Below are 14940 nucleotides of genomic sequence, written 5' to 3'. Positions count from 1 at the left end.
GGCGGGGCGGGACCGCTGGAGTGGACATGAAGGTGATCCAGCACATCCTCCGCCAGTCGTCGATGAAGGTCACCACGGACATCTACGCAAACGTCACCCAGGAAGTCGCCGCCCGGAAACTCGCGTCAGCGATCCCCCGGCAGGCCGCTTTGCACCGTGCCCGCGCCCTGAGGCTCACAGGAGACCACAATGGACAGTGCAGTGTCAGGTGAAACGCGTCCGAACAGCACAAAACCCCAGTTCGCCGGCACCGGTGACCTGGGGCCAGAAAGTGGGCCGCCAGGGACTCGAACCCTGAACCCGCCGGGTAAAAGTCGTTTTGCCCAGGTTTCGGATGGTGTCGAATGATGTCTGTCGGTGTCGTTTTCTTCGAGTTTGGTGTGCGCCGGGTGTCGTGGCATGCCATCGCTTGTTGTCGCGTTTCGGTGCTCTCGGGCTCGCATCTGTCGGGCCATGCCGCCTGATCCGGGCAGCCTTGGGCGACTGTTCTTGCCCATGTTCGGTCGCGCCGTGAGGACGGTGTGGCGATGAGAGAATCGGGCGGCAGATTGCTCCGAAGCTGGCTCTGTGGGTGCAGTGCGGCTGCACTGCCTTGGTCGCGGTTGGTGCCGAGTATGCGTCGTATCGCCATGGCCGCGAGTTCGCGCTTCGGTTCGGTGCTGATCCTTCGACCGCGTCGATCTGGCCGTTGCTGGTGGACGGGCTACTGACGATCGCCACGGTCGAGCTCTGGAAGCGACGCCGGGCCGGGCGAGAGCGTGGCCGGTGGGTCGCGTGGTCGGCGTTCGTGTTCGGGATCGGGATGTCGCTGCTGGCGAACGTCGGGGCTGTCCCGGTGCGAGCACCGCTGCAGGTGGCGGTCGCGGCGTGTCCGCCGGTGGCGTTGTTGTTCGCGGTGGAGTTGCTGAACCGGGCGTTGAAACAGCAGTCTGCCGAGACAGCGGTTGAGCCCGACGAGACCGAGGCACCCTTCGACGGTTGCGAGACCGGGACTGCCTCAGGCGGTCTCGGCGGTGAACGCGCGTTGACCGCGGAACAACGAATGTGGACCTACTACGTCGAGCAGGTCGCCGTGGGTCGTTCTCCGAGCGGGGCTGAATTGGACAGGGTCGCCGGCACGCACAACTGCGGACGTCGCGTCCTTCGCGAATGGAAGCGATCCGGGCGCATGGAAAGGACCGAATCCCTTCCCGACGAGCAGAAGGGCGTGCTGTTGACAGCTAGTTGATCGGCGGACTGCGTCTCGCCCTCAGGGCAACAGGCTATCGAACTCGGAAATCAGCGCACCTCGCGACCTCCGGATGCGGCATGCGGTCAGACGACGTCCTCACCGCTGTGCACTCGACTGGCCACGGCAGTTTGGCGAGGCTCATCTGCGCCCTGCCTGGACTCGAACCAAGAACCCTCCTGTTAATTGCTGCAAACAGTTCCGATTCAATGCTATTCGATCCAGCTGGAAAGTTTGCAAAATTTTAATAGGCATTTCCGGGCGTTCCGGGCGCCGTCGCGATGCGGGCGCGGAGATTCGAACGGCTTTCCGGACGCATGCCGCGATAGTGGCGTCATCGATCGTTCTCGTCGGCGCCTTTCCATCGCCTCGTTCCGATCAGGAATACCGCACTCGCGACAATCAGAACTCCGTCCAGGATCGCCGATATCCATTGGAATCTTCCCAGCCAAATGCTGGCCACGACAACGAGTGGTGCCCCGACGAAGACACACAGGAGAAGGTAGACCTTTACTTCTTTTCGAGTCTTCCGCATATCGCGAGCCATTACCTTCCCCTTCGATACCAGGGGCGAATGCTGAAGAATCTTTTCAGCGGCCCGCGACTGAACAATTTCTTCCACCATTTACTGCGGACAGCACTGTGCTTGACCGGCATCAACCAGTTCTTGAACGCCGTGAACAATTTTCCGGCGACTCCGGCGAAAGCGAAGTTCAGCGAATGAGAAAACATTTGGCCCGGACTCCGGTAGCAGGATCCGGCGCTCCAGCGGAACCCTGCTTGAATGAAGCACGAACCGATATGGTTGCCCGCCAGTCCGCCGATAATGGACGCCGGGCAGGTGTACATCCCGCGGCATCCCATGATGGACAGTTTCGCTACGCCGACCGAGAAGAGCGTGTTGGAGGAGTCCTTGAACCAGCCCTGGTCCCGTATGCCGTTCCACCAGTCGGAAATGGCGCTGGTACCGCCGACGTCCGTCTTGTTCACGGGGTCTGCCATCACGTAGTCGTAGTCGTTCGCGGATCCGCCTTCGACGGGATCGATTTGAAGGAACCGGCCCAGGACAGGGCTGTAGGCGCGAGCGCCCATTTCCACGATGGAGAGGGATCCGGCGTGCTCGTAGGGACGTTGGTACTGCCCGAGCCAGCCGTAGGTCATCTTTCCGGGCTGGTTCGCGGGCACGGCCTGCGAATCGCGGCTTCCGTCGGCGGCCAGCGGTTGGCCGAACGGATCGTAGGAGTAGAGGCCTCCGGCCTGTTTTCCGGCGCTGTCGGTGGACAGAACGATGTCGCCGCGGACGGTGGGATGGTCGAACTCAGGAGTCTCCACGCCGTTGGGGTAGGTGATGGTGAGCAGCACTCCTCCGGGAAGGGAAAGGCTGCGCGAGAGCAGTCGTTTGTCCGTGGCGACAGCGAGGTCGGCGGAGTCCCCTGTGCTGGTGTAGCCGTAAAGCACTCCTGTTTGAGGATCGCCTGCGGTTGCGTCGCGACGCACGATGCGGTTCGTCGCGTCTCGGGTGTATCCGATGGCAGCCGCTTGTGCCGGGTCGCTGCTGGTTGTCGACGAGGCGAGGTGCCGGTCGGCGGAGTCGTAGCCGAACCGTGTCGTGGTGGCTCCCTGGCTGTACTGGGTGGTGTTGCCGTGGGAGTCGTAGGCGATGCCGGTGATCGGGTCGGGCCCGGTCGTGGCGGTGAGCCGGTCGGCTGCGTCGTAGCAGTAGGAGGTGGTGGTCGTGTTGGACCCGGTCTGGTCGAGCAATCGGACGCGGTTGGAGTTCAGGCCTGCGTTCGACTGCGTGCCGGCCGGGCATGCAGGGTCGGGGCCTGAGGCGAAGTCGTAGGTGAAATGGTGCCCGGATGCGTAGGCCTCGGTCAGCCGCCCGTTCGCGTCGTAGCGATAGCCGGGGCCGCCGGGGTTCGGATCGGCGCCGTTGAGGGTTTCCTTGTAGATCGTTCCGGCTCGGGTCCGGGAGACGGCGGACACGACCTGTCGTCCGTCGCTGGTCTTCCATGTCATCGACGTCGGCCTGCCGGCGGAGTCCTTTTCTGCTGCGGCCAGCGATGATCCATTGGAATAGGTCGCCGAAGCCAGTTGCCCAGCGGCGTCGTACGCGGCGGTCGCGAGGACGGTCGTGCCGAGTTTCGTGGTGAGCACGCGGCCGGCGTCGTCGTAGCCGAAGGTCCTGGTTTGCGCCAGGTCCGCGGCGTTAGGCAGCGTGAGCACCTCTTGGGCGGCACGCCCTGCCTGGTCGTAGGTGCTGTCGGTCCGGATGCCGTGGACGTCGGTGTACGACACGGTGCGGCCCAGCAAGTCCGTCTTGGTGACGACAGTGCCCGCACCATCGGACACCGAAGCGGTCAGGGGATCACCGTCCACTGCGTAATCGTAGGTCACCGTCCGCAGCCCGGCGGTGGCGTTGGCGGGATAGGTGATCCGCGAGGGCCTGTTTCGCACGTCGTAGACGGTGCAGATCCAGTCTCCGCTGGTCGCCTTCGCGACCACCCTCCCGGAGTTGTCGTAGACCTGTTCGTCGGTGCGCGCGCTCCCGGACGCGGGAGAGGGCGAGGTGGTGACCTTCGGCATCCCGGCTTGGTTGATCGCCGGACTGCCGGCCGCGCACGGGTTGGCGCGGACCTCGGTGTCGCCGTAGTACGCGTAGCTGTACTTCGCCCCAGTCGGCATGGTCTTGCTCGCCTTGCGCAGATACCCGGTGCCCGGCGGCTCGTACCCGATGGCACCGGCGATCTTCAGCCCGCCCGGGTCGCTCAGGCCAGACGAGGCAAGACCGTAGACGGGGTCGAGGCCGTTTTCGTCATACCTGGTGGTGGCGAACTTGTCCGGCACGCCGTCGGATTCCGAGGAGGTCGTGGACGTCTGGAGGCCGTAGCGCGGGCGCAGCGCAGTGCCTGGGACGAGCGCTTCGGCTTTGCCGGAGGCGATCCAGTTGAGGTCGAGCTTGGCGTAGCCGCCGTTGTCGTAGTAGTCGATGCGGATCTTCTTGGCCTGGCCCGCGGCGTCGCTGTGGACGGTCGCTTCGCGCCAGGCTGGGCTGCTGATCTGCCAGTAGTCCATGACGAGCTGGTCGTCGATCCACATACGGATGCCGTCGTCGACGTTCGCCCGCAGCTTGTAGTCGCCCGCGGCGGGGAAAACGATGTCACCGGTCAGCCGCAGCGAGAACGAGTCCGCGCTCAGGCCGGGCACGACGTCGTTGCTGTACTCCCACGAGCTCTTGATGCTGCCGTCCGCCGGGCCGATCCCAGTGCGCCAAACCTTCGGCACGCCCGACAGGGTCGGGTTGTCGTAGAAGGCCGCCGCCAGGCCGTTGATGTTTTCGTCATATCCGGTGCGCTGGTGCGGGACAGTCGCCGCGCAGGCAGCGACCGGACTCTGCCCGCTGAAGCACGCGGCTGGCGCTGGGCCGTACTTGTCGGTCGCGCGGTCCGCGTAGTCGTAGAGGGTGGTCGACACCCGCCCGGCCGGGTCAGTGGAACTCAGCTGCTGATCCTTGACACTCCACGTCTGGCTGGAGACCTTGCCGGTCGCGTCCGTTGTGGACAGTGTCCGGTCGGCATCGTCGTAGGTGACCTTGCTGGCGAACCCGACCGCCGGGGTCAGCCCGGCGGTGTCGGTGTAGCTGGTGCGGTTGGCCGGGTCGTAGCGGTAGGTCGTCTTAGGTCGCGGCTGCCCCGGTGCAGGCGCGGATTCGGTGACGTTGGTGACCTGGGTTTTGCCGTTCTGCCCGGCGTAGCCGATGGTCGTGTAGTAGTCGATCAGATTCCGCGAAGCCGGATCGGCAGCCACCCAATCCGCGGCGAGCGGGCTGCGCACCGCGGTGACGCGGCCGCCTTCGTCATAGAGATAGTCGTTGCTCTCCGAGCCCGGGTCTTCGATCCGCGCGAGCCTGCCTTGGACGTACCACAGCGCGGTCTCGGTGCCGTCCCAGTAGCTGACGCGGCACAGCATCTGCGACGGCGGTAGCGCGTCCGCCCCTGCCGGGACCTTGATGCTGCCGTAACAGTCGTCGCCGGCACGGTTGTAGTGCAGCGTGTGCGCACGGCCGGACACCGGGTCCTTGATCTGGACCAGCCGCGACGGGGCACCGTTGTAGATGTTCTGCAGCGCGGCGGGTTTGCGTGAGTCGGCCGACGACGCTTGGGTGTCGAGTTTGCCGTCGGCGCGGAAGGTAAACACCTCGCCGCCCTCGTGCAGGGTGACGAGGCCGCTGGTGTCGAGGGCGAGGACGCCGTCTTCGCCCTCGGGCGGGGTGTAGCCGCCGGTGCTCTTCTTGGTCCAGGTGTGCTTGGCGCCGGTGGCGTCAGTGAGCACGATGTTCTGGTCGGTGATCTTGGCTTCGGTGTAGCTCGAGCCGTCCCCGTCCAGGTCGGCCGACAGCGTCCAGCCCTGCGGGAGCGCGGGCAGGTCGTTGGTGAACAGCCAGTCCGCCGAGACGATCTGCGGCGCGACGGTGGTGTTGTCGGTCGTGCGGACGAACAGCCGCATCTTCGCCGCGCCGGTAGCTTCGGCGTTCTCGACCTTGATCGGCACCCGCTGACCCGCGGTCAACGTCACGTTGGTCGACTGGGTCCAGTTGACGTCGCTGGGGACGCCGACGTCGTAGACCTTCGCGCCGTTGACCCACACGACCGCGCCGTCGTCGTGCACGCCGGCGAACTGGTAAGTCCCGGCGACCGGTGCTTGGAAGAAGCCTTCCCAGCGGGTGACGAACCAGTCCGCGGGCAGCGCGGGCGGGAACGGCGAGTCGGTGCCCCAGTCGACGTTGACCTGCGGTTCGGTGCGCACCAGCACGGGCTGCTGGGCGTCGCTGATCAGGCCGTTGTGCGAGAGGTCGACGAAGTAGGAAGCCTTGAGCCCCTTGGTTTCCCGCTGCTGGGAGTTGAACGTGAAACTCAGCCCCGCATTGCCGCCCACGGTGGTGAACGACGGGGACTGCTGCGACAGCGACGCGTTGCCGTTGGCCAGGTTCACCGTCACCGGACCGGCCTCGTCGGTCGGGGACGGGCCCCGGTCGCCGATCCGCTGATCGGCCTTCAGATGCCCGACCCAGGCCGGGGTGATCGTGGTGGACCCGCTGAACGTCATCGCCTGCCACGTGTAGGCGACACCGTCCTGCAACACCCCGGGCGGGACCGTCCAGGTCGGAGTCGGCAGGCAGCCAGACTCGACAACCACGCCGGACCTCGCATCGGATCCGGTCGCGACGCGGAAGCAGTACTTGACCGCGTCGCCATCCGGGTCGGTGACCGGCTTGACCGACAGACTCGGAGTCAGCGTGGTGACCACCGAGTTGTCCGCCGGAGCGACCAACGTCGTCGCGGGAGCAGGACTGCCGGTGTCAACGGTGAGAGTGGCGTTGAGGTTCTTGTACGTCCAGACCCCGGGGTTTTCCGCGCCGGTCAGCATGAACGAGACGTTGCTGTCACGGGCGTTGACCCGCTCGCGCAGGAACGTGGTCAGAGCCTGGCTGGAAAACGAGCCGACATCCCCCACCAGCCCGCTGGCCAGGAACGGGCCGACACCGTTGAAATTGTTGTCCGACGCGTGGAACAGGTTCGCGTTCCACGTCTTGACCGACCCGACCACGCTCGTGTTGCGGGTGACGTCAACTGTCGCGCCGACGACCGTCTTGCCCCACAACGGCGCATAGTCGAAATGCGCCACCGTACGGTTATAGGTGTCACCGCTGGCCTGGCTGTTGCCGATCCGCAAACCGCAATTGGTGCAGGCACTGCCGTCAGACCGGAAAGAGTAGGAGTACTGCACGCCGAACGTCACCGTCGGATCGACTGAAACCGGATACACCCGTTTGGGATCGTTCAGCCAATTGGCGTCGACAGCGACGGTCAACCACCAGTCATTCCCTGCCTGTTCCAAGGCATAGGTTCCACCAGTCATCGCGGGCGCGGTGTCGCCGTTGCCCGCCGAGTCCCAGGTCTCCACCGGCGGCAACACGATCTTCGCCTTGCCGTCCTTGTCCAGCAGCGAAACCGAGCCGGCCTTGGCGTCCAGTTTTGGCGTCAGGCCGCCGGTGTTGAGCTTGAACCGCCAACTCGACCGGCCGTCCGCGGGCGGGCGCTTCAGCTTGATGGTCTCCTTCACCGCGCCCGGCGTGACCTCGTACTCCAGGTCCGTGCCCGCGGCCACCTCGGGATAAGTCACCGAGTCGCCCTTCACCGCGGCCTGCGCGGGAGCGGCCTGATCCAGCGCGAGACTCGCGGTGTGCCCGGCCGACTCGACCTGCAGCACCGCCGGATCGTCCGCCTTGCCCGCCAGCGACGGGCTCAGCGGATGCCGGTCCGCGTCCGATCGTTTGGTCGCCGGATCGGCCTTCAGCGTGGTGTCGACCGGCTGCCACGCACCCTTGTCGTCCTGCACGTTCTGCGGCTGATTGGACTGGCGCACCGAACGGGTCCCGTCCGGGTTCTCGTACTCGGTCGCGAACATCGACCGCGACACCGGCTTCGACTTCTGCGGGTCGAAATGCGTGCCAGCGCCGCCGTCCAACCGCGACAGCCCGGAAAAGTCCGCGCTCGACGGCTTCGCCAACTCCGGAGCACGCGGCGGCGGCGAGGACAGGAACGGGACATCGTGCGGATCGACCCTCGCCGGAGCCTCCGCTCGTTTGGCCGGAGCGGCGACCGCTTCCGTGATGCTGGCCAACAGCACCGCGATCAGCAGGACCAACACGGCTCTGAGCACCTGGCTCTTTTCGGCAGCACGCGACAACCGGCGCACGACGAATGTCCCTCCCCGCGGCGCGAAACCCAGCTCGCGCCAACCCGAAAGCACGGCACCGGCAGCACCGCACAACACCGGCCGGAAGCACTCGTCGGCCGGGACACCCGGAAGAGCTAGCTCCTTCGGCATGCGAACCCATAATCGTTTCGTCCGTATTGCGGCGTTACATCCCAAATCGAGAGCAAGGACACTCTTGTCCGGACCACCTCGGACGCGGTAAAAGCAGCAGGTCACACCGCAGAAGTGCCACTGCATGCGGCGGACGGGTTCGGCAAGCGGCCGACCGGGTGACACCCGCGTCGCGAGGACCCCGGGCTGGACGCGGTCCACCGGCGGCGCGGGAATCGTGTACAGCAGCGGATTTCGAGTGAACTGCAGTTAGGTCCTCCCCGTGCGGGCGGGGATGGTCACAGCAAACCGCAAGGGGGCGCGCAGTTGCGGCCGTCTCTCCCACGGTGGCGGAGATGGTCCCGCTCCTCGGCAAGCGCGCCCGTCTCGACGGCCCGTTCGCGCTTCCCGTTCGCGCCCGACCGGGTGCCCGCGGCGCGATCGGACGTGCGCAGCAACTGACAGAAGGCAGCAACCGTCTTCCGCTGCGCGACGCCGACTCCACAACCCGTCAGGCCGATAACATCCCCGCCACTACACCGTCCAAAGAGGATATTTGTGTCCGATCGCGCCGTTTGCGGATGCCCCAATCGAGCAGAGGGTTAATTTTTCACGGATTCCTTCGAAGGTCGGTAGCGTTCGGCCGGTGTCTGCCGCAGCCTGGCGGCATTGGCTCTGGGGAAGGGAGATTCCGATGTCTCGATTCACACGTTTCACAATCCCTCTGGCGGCGGCAGGGGCACTGTGCCTGTCCGTGCCCGCCGCGCATGCCGCCCTCACGGCGCACTCGCCGACGCCGCGGGCGGCGCGCAGTCGCACCTGCCTCTGCCCGACCCCGCCTGCACGCCGGGCGCGACGAACCCCGACGTCACGCAGTCCACGATCGGGTCGACGATCTGCGTGTCGGGCTGGACCGCGACGATCCGCCCGCCGGTGAGCTATACCAACGGCTTGAAGAAGCAGGGCATCGCCGACTACGAATACTCCGACACGAACACGAGCGACTACGAGGAAGACCACTTCCTCCCCCTCGAACTCGGCGGCGCACCCAAAGACCCGAAAAACCTCTGGCTCGAACCTCACTCCGGCAACGAGAACTCCGCCAGCAAAGACTCCGTCGAGAACGCCGTGAAAAAGCCGTCTGCGCGAAGAAGGCCACCCTCGCCGCCCAGAAGGCCATGCTCATGCTCACCGACTGGACCACCGCCGAATCCAACTCGGCATCGGCTGGCCCAGGCGCGGGCGAGGCCAGCCCCGGCTCCGCCCGCACTCGCCGTGCCGGACGATCGGCACCCGGTCCTCCTCGCGCCGCGCGGCCTTCGTCGGCCCGGCCCGGAAATCGGGTCTGCAGCCGAAAGAAGCCGGTGTGGAAGGAACCTGGGGCTGCGAGGAGGGGCAGGACGTCCTCGGCGGCGATCCGGTGCTCTCGCAGCAGTGTCGAACCGATCTCGATCACACCACCACCATGGAAGCTCGCGTGCGATTTCAGGCGCCGCGACGCAAGTGCTCTGAGTTCTTCAGCTCGCGCCGCTTTGAAGCATCGTGATCATCGCTTCCGGCGTGATCGCGTGTGGCCGGTCGCTGACCTGGCCGTCGCCGATCTCCACCACTCGCCATCTGTCGTCCGCTCGCAGGAAGAGGTCGACAGTCACAAACGGCAGCCCCAATTCCGCGACCAGCGGTCGGACCAGGGAGAGGTCGGGGTCGGCGACCGCGGCGTCGTCTGGGTTGTCCGGGTGCGGTCCGATGAGCTGGCACCTGCCATCGACCCACCAGGTCCGCACCTCGTACGAGGTGAAGTTCTCGAATCCGCGAAGGACGAATCCGCCGACCATGTCCTCCGCGCGCAGCTCCCGGAATCTGTTTGCCACAGCCCAAGCTTTCTCCGCGTCGCTCAGCTCAGGGATGAACGCCGCCTCGGTCCAGTAGTGCTTCATGGACTTGACGTAGTCGCGCAACACGGCAGGGCCAGGCCCCAGGTCGCTTCGAGCACGGTCGAACGCGGCCCGGTCGTCGCCGACCGTCCACACTGATCGTGGTGTTACCGCTGCCAGGCTGGAGTACCAGCCTGGCAGCTCGTGTGCGCGTCGATAGTGTCCGGCGGTGGTGCGCAGGGTGACGTCGCGCTGCGCGAGTGCGTTGGCGAAGGCCGCGTACTGCTCGCTGCGCAGCATCCAGCCGCGGTAGACCGCGTCGTCGCCTGCGGGGACTCGGCACACCGCTTGACGGGCGCCTGCCGAGGTGGCCAGTGCGTCATGATCGACCAGCGCGACCTCGATTCCCGACGCGCGCGCAGCACTTGCCTCCGCGGCGAAGTGCGCATCGGGATGGCGGGGACGAAGCACATCCGAGGGCACGAGCAGCATCATGACCTCATAGTGCGCGGCCCAGTCCGACGATCGCCACAGATTTCCCGCCGTGCGGCCGCATCGGAGGGTCGATCAGCGGTCCGAGCCCGGTCGGTCAGACGGCGACCTGACTCGTCGGCATCGGCGGCCCAGGACGTGACGTCACAGTTCTCCGGAGAACGTCTGCGGGGATTTATTGTGAGGTGCAGCGGGGAGAATCAGCGGCACTGGGCGGCACGAGCGGAGAGCCGGTTGACGAAACGCGGTTCCCGTCCGGATTTCAGGCAGCAGTCGGCAATGGGCGAAGGTTCCGCCGTCCCGCTGTCGACGAGCGACTCCACCGGCATGCGGTGGTCGTGCTGCGCACGATCGGTGCCGCAGTTTCGGTGATCGGCTCTGCCCTGCGGTGCGTCCGTGCGGCGGGCTGACGACCCTGAGTGTTGGTGGCGGGCAGTCCCGGCTCAGATGCCGCCCGCCGGTCGGGTAGTGGCGCGGAACGCGGTGGGCGACTGTCCGGTGTGGACGATGAAGAAGGTGGAGAAGTTGGACGGGTCGCGGAAGCCGAGCCGGCGGGCGAGACGGGCGACCGGCTGGTCGGTGTGCGCGAGCAGCCGGCGGGCTTCGAGCACGAGGCGGCGGTTGACGGCCTGCTTCGGCGACTCCCCGGCGGCGGCCTGGGTGGCCCGGTTGAGCGTGCGGGCGGAGTAGCCCAGCCGCTGGGCGTAGTGCTCGACATCGTGGGCGGCGGCGAAGTCGCGCTCCAACAGGTCCCGGAACCGCGCGTCGAGGCCGGTGGGATCGGGCCGTCCAGGATCCGGGGCGTGCCGGGCCATCTCCAGGATGAGCAGGGACAGCAGGTGGCGCAGCGTCTCGGCCTGCCCGACGGTGGGCTGGCCGAAGCCGGCCGCCCGGGTGTACTCGCGCCGGAGCGCGCGGCGGGTCGCCTCGAACGGGACGGTGGCTTCGACCGGGCCGGCGCGGTCGTCGGCGAGGGTGGCGGCGTGCGTACCGGGGATCAGGAAGCCAGGCTGGAACAACACCAGGTCACCGGTGGCCTGCTCGCCGAAGACCTGGACCTGGCCGGGCCGCACCCACAGCATCGCCCCCTTGGCCAGGTGGTGTTCCGCGAAGTCGAGGGTGTGCGTCGTGCTGCCACTGGTCACCAGCACCAGGAGGTGGAAGGTGGGCCGCTGCGGCGAGCTGAGGTAGCCCGGCGGTGCCATCGCCCACAGTTGCGCGATGGTCATCACCTCGATATCCAACGGCACCGCTGCCTTGAACGGCACCCGGCGGATCGCCTGTCTTGTTTTCACCGGTCGACGTCCCTTCTCCACCAGTGTCGATCCCTAACGTGAACAACGTAATCAGTGATCGTACGAGCGGGGGCCACAGGTATGACCAGGCTACAGATGACCGATTCTCGCATCACCACCGGCGCGGCGACCCTGCATGTCGAGCAGACCGGCGAGGGCACGCCGGCGCTGGTGTTCCTGCACTACTGGGGCGGTTCGACCCGGACCTGGCACCCGGTGCTCGAGCGCCTGGCCGGCGAGGTGCGCTGTCTGGCGATCGACCACCGCGGCTGGGGCCGGTCGACCGCGCCCGCGACCGGCTACGCGACGGGCGATCTCGCCGATGACGCGCTGGCCGTGGTCACCGCGTTGGGCTTGGCGGACTACGTGCTGGTCGGGCACAGCATGGGCGGCAAGGTCGCGCAGCTGCTCGCCTCCCGTCGCCCGGCCGGGCTGCGCGGTGTGGTCCTGGTCGCCCCGGCACCGGCCAGGCCCGCACCCGTCCCCAGCGAGGTCCGGGCCGGAATGGCCGCCGCCTATGACAGTCGCGAGTCCGTACTCGCGACCGTCGACGCCGTTCTCGCGCATGCGCCGCTCGGGGAGCGGATCCGCGAGCAGATCGTCCAGGACAGCCTTGCGGGCGCCGCGCCGGCCAAGCACGAGTGGCCGGCGAGCACGATCATCGAGGACGTCTCGGCGGAGCTGGGCCGGATCGAGGCGCCGGTCCTCGTCGTCGTTGGCGAGCACGATCAGGTCGAGCCGGTCGACCTGATGCGCAGCCACGTCCTCGCCGCCATTCCCGGCGCGCGGCTGGAGGTCATCCCCGGCGCCGGCCACCTGCTGCCGCTGGAGCGGCCCGATCAGCTCGGCGACCGCATCGCCGCGTTCCGGAAGCGGGTCAGCTGACATGGCACTGGTCAAGATCACCACCAGCGAGGCCGCTTTCCGCGGACACGACCCGGCACTGATCGCCGCCGCGCTCGGCGAACTGACCTACGCCGCGGAGGGGTTCGCCGACAGCGCCATCGCGCCCGACCTGACCTGGGTGCTGTTCGAGCAGTTGCCCGCGACCGCTTTCCTCACGGCGACCGGCCGCCCGCCGAAGCCGCACTATTACGTCGAGGTCAGCACGCTGCGCGGTGTCCTGACCGAGGACGCGAAGCTGGACCTGGGCGCGCGGATCACCCGGGAACTCATGGCCGTCGAGGGCTGCGAACCGACAGACGAGAACACCCAGCGGATCTGGGTCCGCTTCCTCGAAATCGCCGACGGTGACCTCGTCGTCGGCGGACAGGCCACATTCGCGGCCACGCTGCGGGCGCTGATCGCAGCGGCGGGCCAGGGAAAGGAGACACCGGTGGACCACCCGATCATCACCGACCCGGCGACCTTCGCCACCGCGTTCGACCAGGCGCTCAACGCAGGCGACCTGGACCGGCTGCTCAGCCTCTACGACCCGGACGCCGCCATGCGAATCTCCGACGGTTCCGTGGTGCACGGGCACGAGCGGGTCGGTCAGGAGCTGACCGGGCTCATCGCGGCCGAGGCCCAGCTGGAGAACCGGACCCGGCACGTGTTTCGGCACAACGATGTGGCTCTGATCGTGGTCGACTACACGCTGCGCATCACCACCCCGGACGGGCAGCGGGCAGACACCCAGGGCACCGCCACCAACGTCCTCCGGCACACCCCGGGCCGCGGCTGGCGCATGATCATCGCCAACCCGCCCGGCATCGCCTGACCGCCGACAACCGGCCCGGCCGCTGGCGGCGCTTCCTGGTGGCAGGCCCCTGCTCCGCAAAGCGTGGGATGACCTGCCGCAACTCAGCGAGCAGCCGCCCACGTCATGACATCAGAACGATCGCGCGACATCGAAGGGGTTGGGCATGAAAGCGGTCTCGACGAAGCATGCGCTGACAGCACTCTGCGTGGCGGCGACCATTCTGGTGCCGGGTTGCGCTTCGGTTCAGGCGAGCGGGCCCGGCGCGGAACCGACTCCCCCAACCACGTCAGGCGGGAGCCCGGCCTCGGTGCGGACCTCCGCGAACCCATCCGGCGGAGGTCAGGTCACGGTGCAGGGGAAGGGGTTGCTCCGCGACGGGCATCCATGGATTCCGCACGGCTTCTACCAGATCGCTTTCGAAGTGGCGCCCGGCGACTTCAGCAAGGCTGACCACAGTTTCTGGGCGACCGCCTACCATCATTACACGCCTGACGAATACCGGTCGATGCGCGAGGCGGGCGCCGATTCGGTGCGCCTGCAGATCGCTCAGGTCGGGGCCGATCCCCACAGCGCACTGTTCGACAAGGCTTTCCTGGACAAGGCGCGCGGCGCGGTCCGGGCGGCGCGGCAGGCTGGCCTCACGGTGATCGTGTCCATCCAGGACGAGATCCATGTGCCCAACGACAAGCCGATCGACCTGCCGGACGACGGAACGCAGCGGGCGTGGCAGGAAATCGCGCCACAGTTCGCCAACGACCAGGGCGTGCTCTACGAATTGCTCAACGAGCCGCGCCCGCAACCGAATGCCCGGAACTGGCGGGCCTGGGCACAGGCCATGAACGCGACGATCCACACCGTGCGCCAGGCAGGAGCACACAACGTGGCGATCGCCGACGGACTGGACGTGGGACAGGTGATCGACGGTGCGCCGCTATTGGCAGATCCGCAGGTTGCCTACGCCTCGCACCCGTACGCACTCAAAGCGAACGGCCAGACATCCCAGGCATGGGAAGCGAAATTCGGCGCCTTTTCCCAGCACGCTCCGGTGATCATCACCGAATGGCTGTCCGGCGGTTACTACTGCGACGCCAACACCCCGGAGTCGACCGTGCGGTTCGTCCAGTATCTCCAGCAGCACCGGATCGGACTCGAGGTAGGCGCCTGGGACTGGCCCCCGGGCGGATTCGGCAGCGCACGCTGGAAATTCCCCGAAGCCAGGGTGTCGCACTTCGGCGGCCTCGCCTGCCATCAGAACGGCTACGGTCTCGGCGCGGTCGTGCAAACCTGGTACGACACCGGCGTGCCCGCGACGTCACCCAGTTGAACCGGACAGTGCTTCCAATACCTGTCCGGACCGAACACCAACTGCCAACAGCCAAGCACCGACAGGGACCGTCGACGACGACAGAAATCGCCGGGACGACCCGCGAGACCCAACGCCCCTGCCGCCACCAGAGGGACCGTGAAACGTGCGAACCG

At 67.0% G+C, this 14940-nt stretch carries 9 protein-coding genes; 6 read left to right on the top strand and 3 right to left on the bottom strand.

Annotated features, from left to right (window positions below; all coding sequences use genetic code 11):
- Positions 1-26: 26 nt before the first annotated feature.
- The gene (locus tag ABZX37_RS27980) at positions 27-212 is read left to right on the top strand and encodes a hypothetical protein (protein ID WP_354744415.1); all 186 of its coding nucleotides are present in this window, start codon (positions 27-29) and stop codon (positions 210-212) included.
- 359 nt (positions 213-571) lie between these two features.
- Complete coding sequence (locus ABZX37_RS27975; RefSeq protein ID WP_354744414.1) at positions 572-1228, top strand: DUF2637 domain-containing protein; 657 nt, start codon at positions 572-574, stop codon at positions 1226-1228.
- Positions 1229-1774: 546 nt separating this feature from the next.
- Here ABZX37_RS27975 and ABZX37_RS27970 read toward each other — a convergent pair.
- Entirely contained in the window at positions 1775-7951 is a 6177-nt protein-coding gene (locus tag ABZX37_RS27970; protein ID WP_354744412.1) for a PA14 domain-containing protein, read from the bottom strand.
- Positions 7952-9464: 1513 nt separating this feature from the next.
- Between ABZX37_RS27970 and ABZX37_RS27965 the strand changes: the two genes are divergently transcribed.
- Positions 9465-9644: a hypothetical protein gene (locus tag ABZX37_RS27965; protein WP_354744410.1), complete on the top strand. Its 180-nt coding sequence runs from the start codon at positions 9465-9467 to the stop codon at positions 9642-9644.
- Here the strand turns inward: ABZX37_RS27965 and ABZX37_RS27960 are convergent.
- Both ABZX37_RS27960 and ABZX37_RS27955 read right to left on the bottom strand, forming a co-directional pair.
- Positions 9616-10467 (bottom strand): ATP-grasp domain-containing protein, encoded by an 852-nt coding sequence (locus ABZX37_RS27960; protein ID WP_354744408.1) that lies wholly within the window; start codon positions 10465-10467, stop codon positions 9616-9618. The genes ABZX37_RS27965 and ABZX37_RS27960 overlap by 29 nt on opposite strands.
- A gap of 440 nt (positions 10468-10907) precedes the next feature.
- Entirely contained in the window at positions 10908-11759 is an 852-nt protein-coding gene (locus tag ABZX37_RS27955) for an AraC family transcriptional regulator (RefSeq protein ID WP_354744406.1), read from the bottom strand.
- Between the two features lie 96 nt (positions 11760-11855).
- Here ABZX37_RS27955 and ABZX37_RS27950 point away from each other — a divergent pair, with 96 nt between their 5' ends.
- The 3 genes from ABZX37_RS27950 to ABZX37_RS27940 all read left to right on the top strand — a co-directional run bounded on the left by ABZX37_RS27950 (position 11856) and on the right by ABZX37_RS27940 (position 14785).
- On the top strand, positions 11856-12644 hold the full coding sequence (locus tag ABZX37_RS27950; RefSeq protein WP_354744404.1) for an alpha/beta fold hydrolase: 789 nt from the start codon (positions 11856-11858) through the stop codon (positions 12642-12644).
- A 1-nt stretch (position 12645) separates the two neighbouring features.
- Positions 12646-13479 carry a nuclear transport factor 2 family protein gene (locus ABZX37_RS27945; protein ID WP_354744402.1) on the top strand — a complete coding sequence of 278 codons (834 nt, stop codon included), beginning with the start codon at positions 12646-12648 and terminating at the stop codon, positions 13477-13479.
- A 145-nt stretch (positions 13480-13624) separates the two neighbouring features.
- A complete protein-coding gene (locus ABZX37_RS27940) occupies positions 13625-14785 on the top strand; it encodes a cellulase family glycosylhydrolase (RefSeq protein WP_354744400.1) in 1161 nt (386 codons plus the stop codon).
- Positions 14786-14940: the final 155 nt, after the last annotated feature.

The sequence above is a fragment of the Amycolatopsis sp. NPDC004079 genome, from assembly GCF_040610415.1.
Taxonomy (GTDB): Bacteria; Actinomycetota; Actinomycetes; order Mycobacteriales; family Pseudonocardiaceae; genus Amycolatopsis; species Amycolatopsis halotolerans.
Note: the sequence above shows the minus strand (reverse complement) of the source record. Positions and strands in the feature narration are given on the sequence as shown.